The sequence below is a fragment of the Clostridium cellulovorans 743B genome, from assembly GCF_000145275.1.
Taxonomy (GTDB): Bacteria; Bacillota; Clostridia; order Clostridiales; family Clostridiaceae; genus Clostridium_K; species Clostridium_K cellulovorans.
The window spans coordinates 2,917,522-2,934,101 of the sequence record NC_014393.1 but is presented as its reverse complement, the minus strand read 5'-3'; the positions used below and the strand labels follow the sequence as shown (position 1 = coordinate 2,934,101).

At 30.0% G+C, this 16,580-nt stretch carries 16 protein-coding genes; 15 read left to right on the top strand and 1 reads right to left on the bottom strand.

What is annotated here, in order from left to right:
• The first annotated feature begins 421 nt into the window (after positions 1-421).
• Complete coding sequence (locus CLOCEL_RS12395; protein ID WP_010074709.1) at positions 422-1,123, top strand: TraX family protein; 702 nt, start codon at positions 422-424, stop codon at positions 1,121-1,123.
• 222 nt (positions 1,124-1,345) lie between these two features.
• Here the strand turns inward: CLOCEL_RS12395 and CLOCEL_RS12390 are convergent, their stop codons facing one another.
• Positions 1,346-2,212, bottom strand: coding sequence for a YitT family protein (locus CLOCEL_RS12390; RefSeq protein WP_010074708.1), 867 nt, complete (start codon positions 2,210-2,212; stop codon positions 1,346-1,348).
• 187 nt (positions 2,213-2,399) lie between these two features.
• Here CLOCEL_RS12390 and CLOCEL_RS12385 point away from each other — a divergent pair, with 187 nt between their 5' ends.
• The 14 genes from CLOCEL_RS12385 to CLOCEL_RS12320 all read left to right on the top strand — a co-directional run bounded on the left by CLOCEL_RS12385 (position 2,400) and on the right by CLOCEL_RS12320 (position 16,268).
• Positions 2,400-3,539 (top strand): cysteine desulfurase family protein, encoded by a 1,140-nt coding sequence (locus CLOCEL_RS12385; protein ID WP_010074707.1) that lies wholly within the window; start codon positions 2,400-2,402, stop codon positions 3,537-3,539.
• Positions 3,536-4,696, top strand: coding sequence for a tRNA uracil 4-sulfurtransferase ThiI (thiI, locus tag CLOCEL_RS12380; protein ID WP_010074706.1), 1,161 nt, complete (start codon positions 3,536-3,538; stop codon positions 4,694-4,696). Before CLOCEL_RS12385 ends, thiI begins: the two co-directional genes overlap by 4 nt.
• Before the next feature lie 90 nt (positions 4,697-4,786).
• Positions 4,787-5,218 (top strand): RrF2 family transcriptional regulator, encoded by a 432-nt coding sequence (locus CLOCEL_RS12375; protein ID WP_010074705.1) that lies wholly within the window; start codon positions 4,787-4,789, stop codon positions 5,216-5,218.
• A 24-nt stretch (positions 5,219-5,242) separates the two neighbouring features.
• A complete protein-coding gene (gene cysK, locus CLOCEL_RS12370; protein WP_010074704.1) occupies positions 5,243-6,166 on the top strand; it encodes a cysteine synthase A in 924 nt (307 codons plus the stop codon).
• Between the two features lie 20 nt (positions 6,167-6,186).
• Positions 6,187-6,498 (top strand): DUF6483 family protein, encoded by a 312-nt coding sequence (locus tag CLOCEL_RS12365; RefSeq protein ID WP_010074703.1) that lies wholly within the window; start codon positions 6,187-6,189, stop codon positions 6,496-6,498.
• Positions 6,499-6,831: 333 nt separating this feature from the next.
• Positions 6,832-7,446, top strand: a complete 615-nt coding sequence (locus CLOCEL_RS12360; protein WP_013291764.1) for a P-loop NTPase fold protein — start codon at positions 6,832-6,834, stop codon at positions 7,444-7,446.
• A gap of 222 nt (positions 7,447-7,668) precedes the next feature.
• Positions 7,669-8,550 (top strand): SPASM domain-containing protein, encoded by an 882-nt coding sequence (locus CLOCEL_RS12355; RefSeq protein ID WP_010074701.1) that lies wholly within the window; start codon positions 7,669-7,671, stop codon positions 8,548-8,550.
• Between the two features lie 128 nt (positions 8,551-8,678).
• Complete coding sequence (locus CLOCEL_RS12350; RefSeq protein WP_010074700.1) at positions 8,679-9,215, top strand: ribonuclease FAU-1 family protein; 537 nt, start codon at positions 8,679-8,681, stop codon at positions 9,213-9,215.
• 33 nt (positions 9,216-9,248) lie between these two features.
• Positions 9,249-9,743, top strand: coding sequence for a histidine phosphatase family protein (locus tag CLOCEL_RS12345; RefSeq protein WP_010074699.1), 495 nt, complete (start codon positions 9,249-9,251; stop codon positions 9,741-9,743).
• 338 nt (positions 9,744-10,081) lie between these two features.
• A complete protein-coding gene (nifV, locus tag CLOCEL_RS12340; protein WP_010074698.1) occupies positions 10,082-11,233 on the top strand; it encodes a homocitrate synthase in 1,152 nt (383 codons plus the stop codon).
• A gap of 126 nt (positions 11,234-11,359) precedes the next feature.
• Entirely contained in the window at positions 11,360-12,355 is a 996-nt protein-coding gene (locus CLOCEL_RS12335) for an isocitrate/isopropylmalate dehydrogenase family protein (protein ID WP_010074697.1), read from the top strand.
• 368 nt (positions 12,356-12,723) lie between these two features.
• Positions 12,724-14,277: a MutS-related protein gene (locus CLOCEL_RS12330; protein WP_010074696.1), complete on the top strand. Its 1,554-nt coding sequence runs from the start codon at positions 12,724-12,726 to the stop codon at positions 14,275-14,277.
• A 154-nt stretch (positions 14,278-14,431) separates the two neighbouring features.
• Entirely contained in the window at positions 14,432-15,601 is a 1,170-nt protein-coding gene (locus CLOCEL_RS12325) for a patatin-like phospholipase family protein (RefSeq protein ID WP_010074695.1), read from the top strand.
• Between the two features lie 169 nt (positions 15,602-15,770).
• Positions 15,771-16,268, top strand: a complete 498-nt coding sequence (locus CLOCEL_RS12320; RefSeq protein ID WP_010074694.1) for a metallophosphoesterase family protein — start codon at positions 15,771-15,773, stop codon at positions 16,266-16,268.
• The last annotated feature ends 312 nt before the right edge of the window (positions 16,269-16,580 follow it).

Genomic DNA, 16,580 nt, shown 5'->3' with positions numbered 1-16,580 from the left:
TAAAATTTTTAGACGGAATATTGAAAAAGAAGTTCTTAGAATGAAGACATATTCATTCTAGGAACTCTTTTTTATCTTACATGGTAAAAATCAAATAAGTTAAGTTCCATGTTAGAGGATCTATAGATAACCACGACCATTCAAGAAAACTTTTAGCTGTATTTCAAAGATATACATCGATTTACTTAAACTTTACCTGTGGTTATCTATATGCACGTTATAACATAAGTTTAACTTATTAACCAAATTTATATTCTTGCTTCTTTATGGTAATAGAAAAAAATTTTTTGAATATTCTTAGTTATGGCTGGTTTATACTTAAGTTAAAAATTAGATATATCAAATAGTGTATTTATAGTATTATAGAAAGGTAATTAAGAAGTCATATGTTATTAAAATTACATGGAGGAGGTTATGGTGCATGAAGTTAATACAAGGAAAAGGTATTAGTGGAAGTATGATTAAATACATAGCTATATTCGCTATGTTTATTGACCATATTGCTTGGGCGTTTGTCTCTACATACAGCGTCCAGGGGCAAATCATGCATATAATAGGCAGAATAACAGCACCAATAATGTGCTATTTTATAGCGGAAGGCTATTTTTATACAAGGAATGTTAATAGATATGCTTTGAGATTATTTACATTTGCGGTTATTTCATATTTCCCTTTTATTTATGAAGTAACAGGGAGAATGGTGCCTATATTATATTTCAATATGATTTTTACCCTATTTGTTGGTTTAATGGCGATAATTATCTATGATAAAATTGAGAATAAGTTTTTCAGAACTTTTTTAATTTTTATATGTTGTGCTATAACTATTTATTCAGATTGGATGATATTTGGTGTTTTGTATTGTGTTAACTTTTGGAAGCATAGAGGAGATTTTAAAAAGCAATGTATAGCTTTTAGTATTACTTCAATTTTTATGTTCCTTACCTTTGGATTTCTTACAGGAATGACCGAAAGCTTGTTTCAGTTTGGTGTGCTTTTAGCTTTACCTATATTAGCACAATACAATGGGAAAAGAGGAAGCTCCCAATATGGTAAATGGGTATTTTACTTTTTCTATCCTGTTCATTTGTTTATTATAGCCTTGATTAAATATGGATTTTAAGAAAATATATAACAACTAATACAGAGTTATGTAATGAGGTTTTAGTATATAATTTTCCAAAATGTTTTTACATTGAATTTATGTAAGTTGATAAAACAATGCAGGTTTTTAATGAGAAAATATATAGTAATTATTTTTATGCTGTGATTGTTCTTTACTAAAATATTGATGAAAATATGGAACCTCGTGCTAGGTTCCATATTTTATAATAGAATAAGAATATTAACCAATAAAGGACTTGTTAAAGCCTCTGCCTTCAATTTCATTAGCATCTAAAATAGAGATAAATGCATAGGGATCGCAAGATCTTATTATATGCTTAACCCTAGGAACTTCTGATAATGCAAGGGCACAATATATCACGTTTCGTTTTTTATGAGTATAAGCTCCTTCACCATGTAGAAGGGTAACCCCTCTTTTAATATCATTCATTATGGCATCACATACTTCATCATCTTTATCTGTAATTATAAGAGCTAATCTTCTTTTACCAAAACCACGAATTGTTCTATCTGCCATTGTTGAAGCGATAAACATAGCTATTAATGACAATAAAGCTGATGAAACACCAAAAAATAATGCTCCTATAAATACAATAATAGTGTTTTGAAATAAAGAAATTGTGCCAATGCTAGCATTTTCTTTCTTCTTTTTTATAAAGGCTGCTAATATATCAATACCACCAGTGCAGCCATGATTTGCAAAAACAATTCCGTTTCCAAGGCCAGTAAAAAAGCCACCGTATACAGATAATAAAAGAGAATCATCTATTGCTAAAAAATTAGTACAAAAATCAGTTAAAATAAGATTTATTGATAGAAAGAATATGCCGATAATCGTATAAATGGTAAACTTTTTATCAATAAATGCAAAACTAAAGATCAATAAGGGTATATTTAGAACCAAAACCGTATATCCAGCAGGTAATCCATATAAATACTGTATTATAAGGGCAATACCAGATAATCCACCACTTACTAACTTTGCGTTAGTAATAAATAAATTTATTCCAAGGGAAACTAAAAGTGTACCAAAGTAAATCAGAAGTATACTCCTTATCTTACTTTTAAATGGGAAGTTCTCTAACATATTTCTTGCTCCTTAAAGTTAATAAATATATTTTGTGCAAAAAAGCAAAAAATTATGGATAAAAATTTAAAATAATATTTTATATATAAAAATAACAACAGTTAGGTTGTCCTTGTACATCTGCAAAATATATAATATAATCAAATCCGAAAGAAAACACTTTAAAACATTAGGTTTGGTGAGAATAATGAAAAAAGATATATATTTAGATAATGCAGCTACTACAAAGCCTTTTGAGGAAGTTGCAAAAAAACAATATGAAGTAATGTTGAATTATTTCGGGAATCCTTCTTCAGTACATAAACTTGGGGTAGAATCCTTTAAAGTATTGAAGAAGTCTAGAGAAGTCATTGCAAAAACATTAAATGCAGGTAGTGATGAAATAATATTTACTTCAGGTGCTACAGAAAGTAATAATTTTATAATTAGAGGCTTTATAGGTGAAAATTCAAAGGTTATTACTACAGAAATAGAGCATCCAAGTGTAATTAGTACATTTAAATTACTAGAAGAAGAGGGCGTAACTGTAGTATATTTAAAATGTAATAAAGATGGTGAAATTTCACTTGAAGAATTAGAAAAAGAGATAGATAAAAATACTGTCCTAGTATCTATGGCTCATGTCAATAATGTAATTGGGGCTGTTCAGCCAATTGAGGAAATTGGTAATATAATAAAAGCAAAGAGTTCTAGAGCTAAGTTTCATGTTGATGCAGCTCAAAGCTATGGTAAATATAAAATTGATGTAAAAAAATTAAAGGTTGATTTGATAACAGCTAGTGCACATAAGTTTCATGGACCTAAAGGGATTGGTTTTACATATTTAAGAAAAGGCCTTGTTCCAAAACAGCTTATCCTTGGTGGGGGACAGGAAAATGGTTTTAGGTCAGGAACAGAAAATCTCCCAGCCATAGCAGCAATGGCAGAAGCTGCTGAAATAACTTATAAGAAATATGAAGCGGTTTTTGAAAAAGTCAGAGAGATAAAAACTTATTTTGCTCAGCAATTGATGCAAATAGATGGAGTAAATATTAATAATGGAGATATGAAATTTTCACCATTTATATTAAATGTATCTTTCCAAGGACTAAAGGGAGAAGTAATTCTTCATAGTTTAGAGGAAAAAGGTATATATGTGTCAATGGATTCAGCTTGTTCTTCTAAGAAGAGGAAAAAAAGTGTTCTTGAATTTTTAGGAAGGACAGCAAAAGAAGCTGAGGGAAGTATAAGGTTTAGCTTTGATGAAAGTGTAACAAGAGAAGATATAGATTATACAATAGCAGCCATTAAAGACACATTAAAATTTTTAAGGAGAATCTTAAGATGAAAAAATTATTATTAATAAAATATGCCTCAGAGATATTTTTAAAAGGACTTAATAAGAAGAAGTTTGAAAATCATCTTAGAGAAAGAATAGCAGAAAATTTGAGAGGATTAGATTTTAAGTTTGTAATCGATGAAGGTAGATATTTTATAGAAACTACAGATATGGAAGAAGCTATAGCTAGAATCGTAAGGATTTTTGGTATAAAAGAAGTTTGTGAAGTTGTTCAGGTAGAAAAAACCATGGAGGCAATAAGCGAAGAAGCGCTAAGACAAGCAAAGGAATTTGATAAAAAAACCTTCAAGGTTATAACAAATAGAGCAAATAAGAGTTTCCCTATGAATTCTCTTGATGTATCAAGAGAAATTGGCGGATATATTTTAGATAATTCTAGTGACCTTACTGTAAGTGTGAAAAATCCAGAAGAAATTATATATGTGGAAATCAGAGCTAATGCATATGTTTTCTCGAAGAAAATAAAGGGTGCTGGTGGAATGCCATATGGCATTAATGGAAGTACTATGCTTATGTTATCTGGTGGGATTGATTCTCCAGTAGCAGGGTATCTAATGGCAAGAAGAGGAACAGAAGTATCTTCAGTATATTTTCATAGTCATCCATATACTAGTGAAAGAGCTAAAGAAAAAGTTATCGATTTAGCTAAAATTTTGGCTTCTTATACAGGGCAGATGAAACTTTATATTGTTCCTTTCACCGAAATTCAAATGAAGATTATGGAGCTTTGTCCAGAGGATGAGCTTACAATCATAATGAGAAGATTTATGATGAGGGTTTCTTGTACTCTTGCTGAAAGAAATAAAATACAATCAGTAAGTACTGGTGAAAGTATTGGGCAAGTTGCAAGTCAAACAATGGAAGGATTAATTGTAAGTACTGATGTAGCAGATAGACCTGTTTTTAGACCACTTATTGCTATGGATAAAGAGGATATTATGGATATATCTAGAAAGGTAGGAACTTACGATACATCAATTTTACCTTATGAAGATTGTTGTACTATATTTGTTCCTAAACATCCTAAAACAAAGCCTGTTCTTGAATATATATGTAGGTCAGAGGAGAATCTAGATATTGAAGAATTAGTGAAAGAAGCTGTTGATAATACAGAAATACTTTTGCTTAAACATGAAAATAATTAGTTAAAAGCCGTTAGGTTATTGACAAAAAATGTGCTTTGCATTATACTTGCGTTAAGTTTATCGGAAAAGTCGGTAAAGAGAGGTGTTACTTTGAAAATTTCAACAAAAGGAATATATGGATTAAAAGCTATAGTAGATCTAGCATGTTACTCTGTAAATGAAGTAGTAACAATAAAGAGTATATGTGAAAGGCAGGGATTATCTGAGCGATATTTGGAGCAGATATTCTCATTGCTTAGAAAGAATGGGATAATCGTAGGAAGAAAAGGGTCTCAAGGTGGATATACATTAGCAAAAAAACCTAAGGAATTAACTGTCTATGAAATACTAACTGCATTAGAAGGAGAACTTACTTGCAGACCAAAGGTAGATGTCAATAATGATTTAGATGATATTATATCTTTTTCAGTTTGGAAGGTTATAGATGAGACGACTAAAAAGTTACTTGAAGAAAAAAATCTTGAAGAACTAGTTGATGAGTATAATAGAAACAGAACTAAGCAAAGTATGTATTATATTTAAAATTTGTATTGGGGAGATATATTTATGAAAATTGCAAAAAGCTTTGTTGAGCTTATTGGAAAAACACCCATGGTGGAAATCGAAAGATATAATAAGAATAACGCGTTAAAATCAAAAATAATAGTTAAAGTTGAAGAATATAATCCAACTGGAAGCGTAAAAGATCGTGCTGCATTAGCAATGATAGAAGCAGCAGAAAGAGAAGGAAAGATAAAAAAGGGTACAGTAATAATTGAACCTACCAGTGGTAATACTGGTATAGGACTTGCTTTTATAGCAGCTGTAAAAGGGTATAGAATGATTCTTACTATGCCTGAATCTATGTCTGTTGAGAGAAGAAAGCTTCTTAAAGCATACGGTGCAGACGTAGTACTTACTCCTAATCTAGAGGGTATGCCAGGTGCTATTAAGAAGGCAGAAGAACTAGCAAAGGAATTTGACAGTGCATTTATTCCACAACAATTTGACAATCCAAATAACCCAAAATATCATAAGGAAACAACTGCAGTAGAAATCTATGAAGATACTGAAGGAACAGTAGATATAGTAGTAGCGGGAGTAGGTAGTGGTGGAACTATAAGTGGAATTGGTGAATATTTAAAAGAAAAGAATCCTAATATTAAAATAGTTGCTGTAGAACCATTAGATTCAGCTGTTATATCAGGTGGTAGACCAGGGGTTCATAAACTACAAGGATTAGGAGCAGGTTTTATACCAAAAAATTATTATCCATCTGTAGTTGACGAAGTAATCACAGTTTCTAGTGAAGATGCTTTTGATAAGATGAAAGAACTAACAAAGACTGAAGGAATTTTTGCAGGAATATCTTCTGGGGCCGCACTTCACGCTGCAACTGAAATAGCTAAAAAAGAAGTTGGAAAAAATATTGTTGTAATATTACCAGATACAGGTTTTAGATATTTATCAGAACCTATATTTGAAGAATAGTTTTTTAGGAAGGTATTATTATGGCTGGAAAACAAGTGTTTAATGAAAATGATATTGGAGAGTTAATTGGCGACATAGAAGCTTTAGATAGCGATGTCGTACATAAAGTATTTTTACGAAGGCTAATTGTAGAAGGAAATTTCAATGAAGGAGAAAATTATCTTTTCGATTTACTGGAAAAGCAAAAAACGAAAAGTATACTGGATATAGGAAAAGAATTCTATGAAACTTTAAGCAAGAAGAGTGATGAAGAACTACAAAATGGAAATTTTTCTAGAGAAGAAATAGAGCAAGGATTAGAAGATTTAAACTTGTTATATAAGGATATGTAGAGTAAAGTTAAAAAAGCAAGGCTATAGGAAGTATGGCCTTGCTTTTTTATTTTATGCATAAAATAAATTTAATACCATATAATTGAAAAAGATATTATTATCAAATTTATCAATGAAACATATAATGAAATACGGAGTAATTTATAATTCCAAAATAAATAAGGTAATTCAAGTCTTATAAAATTTTAAAGTCTTAGGATGTAATCATTTACAACAAAAATTAATAAAGCTCAGCTCTAATTAAAAACATTACCTTTTATTATTAAATTTTTTATATAGGGCAAATAGATTAGTATTTGCAACAATAGATAAAAGATATTTTGAAGGAGTTGAATGAGATCTATGATAAATGCTGATAAAATTTTAGAGTGTTCAAAAAGAGATGATGAAAAAAATTGGACAATAATGTGGTATAACGATATAGAGAAACTATTAGTTAGAAGTGAAATTAAGCCTAAGGTTTTTTTTATTAATGGTGTTAGTGGATCTGGTAAAACAACTCTAATTAATAATTTGATTAGATTAAAAGCAGAATTTCTAAATGTTGAAGATTTCGATGAAGGCTTTGATGGAAAAGAAAAACAAGAACAGTGGCGAAGAAGGAGAATGGAACAGTTAATTGACTCTGCAATAATAAATGAAAAGATAGGAAAAATAACCTTAGTAATTGGATCATATTTGATTGAAGAAGTAAAAAATACAAGGAATTTTAAATACTTAAGAAACGTAAGTTATGGATTATTGAATATTGATGACATAGAATTAACAAAAAGACTAAGGATGAAAGGTTATGAAGAAAATGTTATAGAAAGCAATAAAATGCTAGCAAAAAGAATGCTTCAAGATATTAGGGAAGAGGAAAATACTTTTATTGTTGAAAGTAGAAATAACTTACCAGATGAGACTTTATGCAAAGTAGTGGACTGGATATTAAATTCGGTAATTTGATAGGACTCCAAGGCGGTGCCTTGGAGTTTGTTTTATAATTCCAGATTTAAATAAAAAATCCACATTTATATTTAATACTAAATAAATCATACCTAATAAAGTAATATTAATGAATTATATATAAAAGATTGATAATAATTATGATATTTTCAGTGTTACTTTTATAAAAAAGATATATAATATAATCAAGTAAACATAAAGACAGATAGGATGAAAAACTAAGTGAAAAAATTTAAGAAATTTTATATAGAGATAACAAACAAGTGTAATTTGGCTTGTGATTTTTGTCCAAAGACTAAAAGGAAAGCGCAGTTAATGGATTATGAAAGTTTTTGCAAAATATTGGACGAAATAAGACCGTACACTGATTATATATATTTGCATGTGAAGGGAGAACCATTATCACACCCAGAATTAGAGCGGTTTTTAGATGTAAGTTATGAAAAAGGTTTTATGGTCAACATCACTACAAATGGTACTCTGATTAAAAATGTTGAGGATAAGATAATTACAAAAAAAGCATTAAGACAAATAAACTTTTCATTACACAGCTTTGATGGAAATAATCAAAAAGGTGATAAAGGAGACTATATAAATAATATCTTAGATTTTACTGCTAAAGCTAATCAAGATACAGATATGATAATATCCTTTAGGTTATGGAACTTAGATGAAGATAATATTACAAATCTCCAGAAAAAAAAGAATAGAGAGATATTAGAAGCTATTGAGAAACAGTTTGGTCTACCATATAAGATACAAGAAGAAATTATTCAAGGTAGAGGTATAAAACTTAAAGACAGAATTTACTTAAATCAGGATTATCGATTTCAATGGCCTGATATAGACATAGAAGAGATAAGTTCCAAGGGATTTTGTTATGGTCTTAGAAATCAAATAGGAATATTAGTTGATGGAACAGTAATTCCATGCTGTCTTGATGGTGAAGGAATTGTTAATCTCGGAAACATTAAAGAAAAAGCTTTTAGTGAAATAATAGAATCTCAGAGAGTGAAAATGATTATTGAGGGTTTTTCCAGTGGAATAGCAACAGAGGAATTATGTAAAAGATGTGGATATAGAAAGAGATTCAGTAGTAATTAATAAGATAATGCAAAGTTTCTAACTTGTTACAGTTCTTGTGTACACATTACTTCATTGCTATAATAAGATTATATGATAAGTGATGAGGGATTCTAGCAGATAACAAGTCATCAAAGGGAGATGAAAAGATGAAAAGGAAGTTTGCGGATAAGTCGAATTGGTCACGAGTTTTAAAAAAACAATTCAAGTTAACTTACGTAGATGATGAAGAATATAGAGGTTATGTCTCTATGATAAAAATAGAGAAAATAAAGTATCCTTTAATTAAGACAATGAACAATAAGGATTATCGAATAGCAGATGAAGGATTTATTTGGCTTAGTCATATTCCCGAAGATAAACATTATGCTATAACGAGTATGTTTGATGAGAAAGGTAAAATAATACAGTGGTATTTTGATATTATAAAGGATAGCGGAGTTAATGAAAAAGGAATTCCATATTTTGATGATTTGTATCTTGATGTTGTTATTTTACCATCTGAAGAAATAATTTTATTAGATGAAGACGAACTAAGGCAAGCGTTAAAAATCAAAGACATTACGGAAGATGAATTTAGGTTAGCTTATAGAGAAGCAGAAGGTGTAATAGGTACTTTTGGAACAAATATAGACAAGCTTAAAGAGTTTAGCAATCAGCAATTAGAGCGGTTGATTAGAGCATAGCCCCTAGTCAAAAGAAAATGGGAGTTAGTAACAATGACAAAGTATTATTTAGTGAGACACGGCGAACCAAAATGGTCCTTGAAGGATAAGTATCATTTAAAGGAGAGTATTGTAGACCATATACCTCTGACAAAGAATGGCGTAAAGGAGGCTACACGCCTTGCAAAAGATGAGAGAATAAGAAATTCTCAAATAATTATAACCTCACCATACACAAGAGCACTACATACTGCAGCGATTCTGTCAAGGGAAACGGGAATGGAACTGAGAGTTGAGATGCAGCTTAGAGAATGGCAACCAGACACGCTATTTTCCATGAATGATGAGGATGAAGAAAATGATAGCAGAAATTTGGGTAAAAAGAAAATTTGGCTTGAAACAAAAAGTCTTAAAGGAAGAATTCTTGAAGTATTAGATAAGTACTCAGAATATTCAGAGGTTACTGTAGTAACTCATGAGATGATTATTAATACCTTAGTAAGAAGCAGAGATATAGATTATTGTTCTATAACGGAATTTGAAATTTAATTGTAAGTTTGTTGCGAAAGGTTAACTCTTATCCAGTTAATCTTTTTTTGTTAACAAAAATAAATTTATTTTATACTTTTGAAACTTGTTAGGATATTTTATGCATATAATAATTAAAGAAGGTTCTATTATATATAATTTTGTGCTTGCATATTTAGAATGAATAAAAAAAATGTTTATCTTTCAAGTGTAAGAAAATTAATTATAAAAACACGTGTAAAATTAATATTTTATAAAAAAATCGTAAAAGTATTGACGAGATATGCAAGAAAGAGATAAGATAAATTCAAATGTCTTATTATGCATTGAAACATGAGCAGAAAAAAGGGGGCGGTTAGATGCCAGTTAGAAATAAAGACGGTGAAAAAATATTTATTGTTGATACTACCTTAAGAGATGGGGAGCAAACGGCAGGGGTAGTATTTGCAAACCATGAAAAGATAACTATAGCAGAAATGCTTAATGATTTAGGGGTAGATCAACTTGAAGTTGGTATCCCTGCAATGGGTGGAGACGAGCTTGAAGCGATTAAAGCTATTGTTAAGAGAAATCTAAAAAGTAGCATAATGGCTTGGAATAGAGCTGTAATAGCGGATATTGAAAAATCGATTAGTTGTGGTGTTGATGCAGTAGCTATATCTATTTCAGTATCTGATATACACATAAAGCATAAATTGCAGACTACAAGAGAATGGGTTCTTGAAAGTATGGTTAAATCTGTAGAGTTTGCTAAGAAACATGGAATGTATGTATCTGTAAATGGTGAAGATGCTTCAAGAGCAGATATGGATTTCCTTGTTCAGTTTGCAACGGAAGCAAAAAAAGCAGGAGCAGATAGAATTAGATATTGTGATACTATAGGATTACTTGATCCATTTACAACAAAATCTAATATTGAAACAATAATTAAAAGAACAGATTTCAACATTGAAATGCATACTCATAATGACTTTGGAATGGCTACAGCTAATGCATTAGCTGGGGTTATGGGTGGCGCAAATCATATTGGTGTAACTGTTAATGGATTAGGTGAAAGAGCAGGAAATGCTGCCCTTGAAGAAGTATTAATGGGATTAAAGCACGTATATGGATATGATGTTGATGTTGACACAAAGATGTTCAAAGAAGTCTCAGAATATGTTTCAAGAGCATCAGGTAGAGAATTACCAGCATGGAAAGCCATTGTTGGATCAAATATGTTTGCTCATGAATCAGGGATACACGCAGATGGAGCTATAAAGAATCCAAGAAACTACGAAGTTTTTGATCCTGAAGAAGTTGGACTTGAGAGACAAATCGTTATTGGTAAGCATTCAGGAAAAGCAGGAATTGTAAACAAGTTTAAAGAGTATAATATCGAACTTGATGCTCAAGCTGCAGAATGGATGTTAGAGAAGGTTAGAGAAACAGCTGTTAGACTTAAGAGAACTCTCTTCGATAAAGAATTAGTTCAGTTATATAATACTTATCTTAAGGAAAAGAACCAATAGAAATGTTAATAATTATTCGCTAGCTACAGTTATAGTTATGGTTGAAGTAATATAACATAGAAAGAATTTTAACAGTGCTAGCGAACTTTAAAACAATAGAAAGATGCAATACTAGGAGGATGAAAAATGCATAATATAACTTTAATACCAGGAGACGGAATAGGACCAGAAGTGGCAGCAGCCATGAAAAGAGTTGTAGATAGTACAGGAGTACAAATTCAATGGGAAGTTGTTGAAGCTGGAGAAGCTTTAATAGAAAAATACGGTACTCCATTACCAGAGTATGTTTTAGACTCAATAAAGAAAAATAAAATTGCTATAAAAGGACCAATTACAACACCAGTTGGAAAAGGCTTTAAAAGTGTTAATGTAACCTTAAGACAAACTTTAGATCTATATGTAAATTTAAGACCTGTAAAGAGTTTTAAAGGAATCCCTTCAAGATACGAAAATATTGACCTAGTTATAGTTAGAGAAAACACTGAAGATTTATATGCGGGAATAGAACATAAAATTGGAGATTACGGCGCAGAAAGTATAAAGCTAATCACAAGACCAGCTTGTGAAAGAATAGTTGATTTTGCTTTTGATTATTCTGTGAAAAATGATAGAAAGCTTGTTACAACTGTACATAAAGCAAATATCATGAAGTTAACTGACGGATTATTTTTACAAGTTTCAAAGGAAATTGCAGAAAAATATTCATCTATTGATTTCAGTGATTTAATAGTAGATGCATGTTGCATGAACTTAGTAATGACACCAGAAAAATATGATGTTATGGTTATGCCAAACTTATATGGTGATATTGTATCTGATTTATGCTCAGGTTTCGTTGGTGGTTTAGGAATGATTCCAGGTGCTAATATTGGTAAGGAATATGCAGTGTTTGAAGCAGTTCATGGAAGTGCTCCTCAAATAGCAGGAAAAAATATTGCTAACCCTACAGCAATTATCCAATCAGCAGTAATGATGTTAAGACATATCGGAGAATATGAATGTGCTGAAAAAATAGAAAAATCTCTTGCAAAAGTATTTGAAGAAGGTAAAGTTCTAACAGTTGATTTAGGTGGAACTGCTACTACAGAAGAATTTGCAGATGAAATTATAAAAAATCTTTAAGCTTTAATAAGAAAGCTATCTCAAGATAAAGAGTATTCTAATCTGAGATAGCTTTTTTTATGGTGGATAGTTATAGCTTTATAATCTGTATATAAAATTTATCATTTTTCTTGGTAGGAAAATTATATGAATAGTAACGTAGTATATGGTATTATATAATTGTCTATGAAAAGTCTAATTGGAATATTATACTTAGTTTTAAGAGTATTAAAAGGATATATCTTTTATAAGTCATAGTAGATCTAGAAATAATAAAGATTAAAACATAAATAATAAAGATTAAAACATAAATAATAAAGATTAAAACATAAATAATAGGTAAGCGGAAAGTACTTTATCACTAGATATTTAAAGGAGAAGATATTTAAATGACAAATGACTCTATGATAAAAACTCGAATCCAATTAAAATTAGAGCATGATGAAGAGAAGAAAGTTGACTTTACTCAAATTAGTAGCTTAAGTGATAATTCAGAAAAAGAAGAAAATTATATAGATGATCTTACTTTTAATGATTTGAACTTAAAAAATATATTCAAAAAAATCGATAAGACATTTACAACACCAGGCCAAGAAGTATTATATCATATGTTAAGAAGGCCATTAATCGACAAAGAGAAGTTAGAGGCTAGAAAGAAGATAATCGATAGTTTTGAAAAAAATCAAAAAGCATCAGATGATGTTGCAGAAACGTTATTTAAATTAGATAAAACCTTTGCAAATTCTAAGAGCATTCTTTGGAGTGAGTTTCAAGATTCAGAATTACTTAGTGTTGTAAGCAAGGCTTTAGCTATTACACCTATAATATGGATTATATTAGGAATTGTATTGATGGCACCAAGTTATGCATTCTTATTTTTCGCGAATTTAATTGTAAACAGCATTTTAAATATGAAAATTGAAAATGCCCTTATGGGAAGAACTAAAATAGCAGGCTATTTAGCTGAAACCATTAAAACTGCTGAGAGAATAGCTGATTTAAACCTTGAATTTTTAGGTGACTATAATAGTAATTTAAAGGAACTTACAAAAAGCTGCAGAGGTGTTAAAAGAGCAGGACGATTGCTCACAAAGATCATTAAGTTTAACGAATTGCTTGATATTTTTAATAACATATTTGTTTTAGAGGTTAACTGCTATTTTGTAATAATGAAACAATTAAAAAGCAGAAAAGAAGAATTAAGACAAATATATTATATCGTTGGAGAAATTGACACCATTCTTTCCATATCTAATTTTAGAAAAATGCAAAGCAATATAAGTGATCCTATGTTTGTTGAAGAAAAGTATCTAAAGATGACAGATATGGTTCATCCACTAATAAAAGAGCCTATAAGCAATAATGTAGTTTTAGATAATCATGGCATAATGATAACCGGTTCTAATATGTCAGGAAAATCAACATTTCTAAGAACTGTGGGCATAAATGCACTTCTTGCTCAAACAATTTTAACTACCTTTTCAAAAGAGTATAAAGGAAGTATATTTTATATATCTTCATCTATATCTCCAGAAGATAGTATTGTTGAAGGAAAAAGCTATTACTTAGGAGAGGCTGAAGGAATCTTAAGAATAGTAAATAAGAGTAAACTAAAGGTACCTACATTAGCTATGATAGATGAAATTTTTAGAGGTACAAACCCTGTTGAAAGAATTAGTGCAGCAGCTAATATTTCTAATTACCTTGTAGAAAACAATGCACTTCCTTTAATCGCGACTCATGATTTAGAACTTACAAAGATGGTTAATAACTTTAAGTTCTTCTATCTCAAAGAAGATGTAAAGGATGGAGGAATGACTTTTGATTATAAATTGAGAGAAGGGATATCACCTACAAGAAATGCTATTAAGCTTTTAAAGATGTTAGGATATCCCAAAATTATCATTGATACAACAGAAGAACAAATTAAGCATTACAAATAAAAATAAATTTTACATGAATATAAATTTTCATTAAGATATAAAATCGCTGACAAAATAAAATGTTAGCGGTTTTTTTAGTGTCAAGGTGAATTAGAAGAATCAATAAATATTTATAAAATACATATAATAAAAAATATGAATAAGAGGTGATACTATGGAAAGCTATGGTTTGGTATTTGGTGGAGGAGGGGCAAAGGGAGCTTATGAAATAGGAGTATGGAAAGCAATAAAGGAAATGAACCTAAAGATTGATTTAGTAGTAGGAACCTCTATAGGAGCAATCAATGGTGCGTTCTTTGCTCAAAATGATTTTAATCTTGCCTTAGACCTTTGGACAAATATTACTGCAGAAAAAATAATTACTTTTTCTGAAAAGCTTCATTGTTCTAGAAATATCTTGCAAGTAAGAAATATGCCAATGTTGCTTAAAGAAATACACAGAAATAAAGGGATAGATACAACGGAGTTAAAAAATCTTCTTACAGAAAACATAGATGAAGAAAAAATTATAAATTCGCCTATAGATTATGGGCTTGTTACTTTTTCACTGAAAGAGCGGAAGGGCATGGAGTTATTTAAAGAAGCTATTCCTAGAGGTAAATATATAGATTATATTATAGCAAGTTGTTGCTTTCCAGGTTTAAAAAGGCAGATAATAGAAGACAAAGAATTTATTGATGGAGGATTTGCAAACAACATACCAATTTCTATGATTCTGTCAAAAGGTATAAAAAATATTATTGCAGTAGATGTAAAAGGTCCTGGCTTCAATAAAAGTATTTCCACTGCTGGGGCAAATATAATAACTATAAAAAGCAATGAAAATCTTGGGGGAATTTTTGAGATTAATTCAGATACAATCAACTCGAATATAGAATTTGGCTATTTTGATACGTACAAGGCTTTCGGATACCTTAAAGGGAAGTATTATTATTTTACAATTGAAGAATACTTTAACTTTCAAAAGAAATACTCGTCAGATATATTAGAGGGGATTGAAGAAGCTGCAAGCATATTTGACATTGATAAAAAGAAGGTATATAAGGCAAGGGAATTTATTCAGTTGATTGCAGAAGCATATGAAAATCTTCAGGAGAGAAATCAAAGGCCTAACACTGATTTAACTTTAGAAAATTTAATGGCAGTGATAAAAAGTAAAACGAAAACTACCATTGACAGTACAACTCTTCTTTTTTATACAAGTAAGATTATTGAATCTGAACGTTTGAAAGGTGCTACTGAGGGAATTGCAAAACTTATAGCTAGCAAGCTTTATAAAGCAGCATGCTCAATTATATATTTAAGGGATTGTAGTTATTTTTAGAGTTTATAACTGTGAAAGTATTTTGGTGCTTGGAATACTGCTCAAGATTTACAGAATGTTGCTACGTGTATATTATGGAAAGACTTATAATTCCTAATATATTTCATTGACTTTCATCATCTAATTTACATACAATGTAAGTAATACACTAGAGATAGAAGGTGAAGAAATGAAAATAGGAGTAATAGCAGATACACATTTAGTTAAGAATTCTGAAGAATTACAGAACTTTTTAGAAAATAATTTTCAAATGGTGGATATGATAGTTCATTGTGGGGATTTTAAAACCCTTAAAATATTAGAGGTACTAAGGAATTTTAAGAAAACTGTTGCTGTTTACGGTAATAATGATGGAGAAGATTTAAGAGCAGTACTTAAGGAAAAAGAGATATTTTCAGTTGAAGGATATAGAATCGGAGTAATTCACGGACATCAAGGAATAGGGCAACTAACTGTTGATAGAGCATATAATAGTTTTAAAGATGAAGCTGTAGATTTAGTCATATTTGGTCATAGCCATCAACCACTATTTACTGGTAGATTTGGACAAATGATGCTTAATCCTGGAACTCTTTTAAGGAAAAGAAAAGAAAGATGGTATTCTTATGCGGTTATAGATTTAGGGGAGAAAATCCAAGTATCCTTTAGGCTCAGTGAGCAAAAATAAGTAGTTCTTATTATAAACAAATATCAATGGGTTCTAAGATTAACTTCTTAGACTAAAAAATAAAAGCTTAATCTTGGAGAAAATAAAAGCCAAGATATAAGCTTTTATTTTTTATATATTTAATTAGTAACGTTTAATATAAGTGAATTTATTACAAAAGTATAAACAAGTATAGATAATTGTTGAAAAAGTTCTAAAAATGCATTAATATATAATTCTATCAAAAATATTACATACGCTCATGCTGAATACTCAAAAGTATCATAGTGGATAAAAGGTGTATTATCTTAAGTAATTAAGTTTTAAATTAAT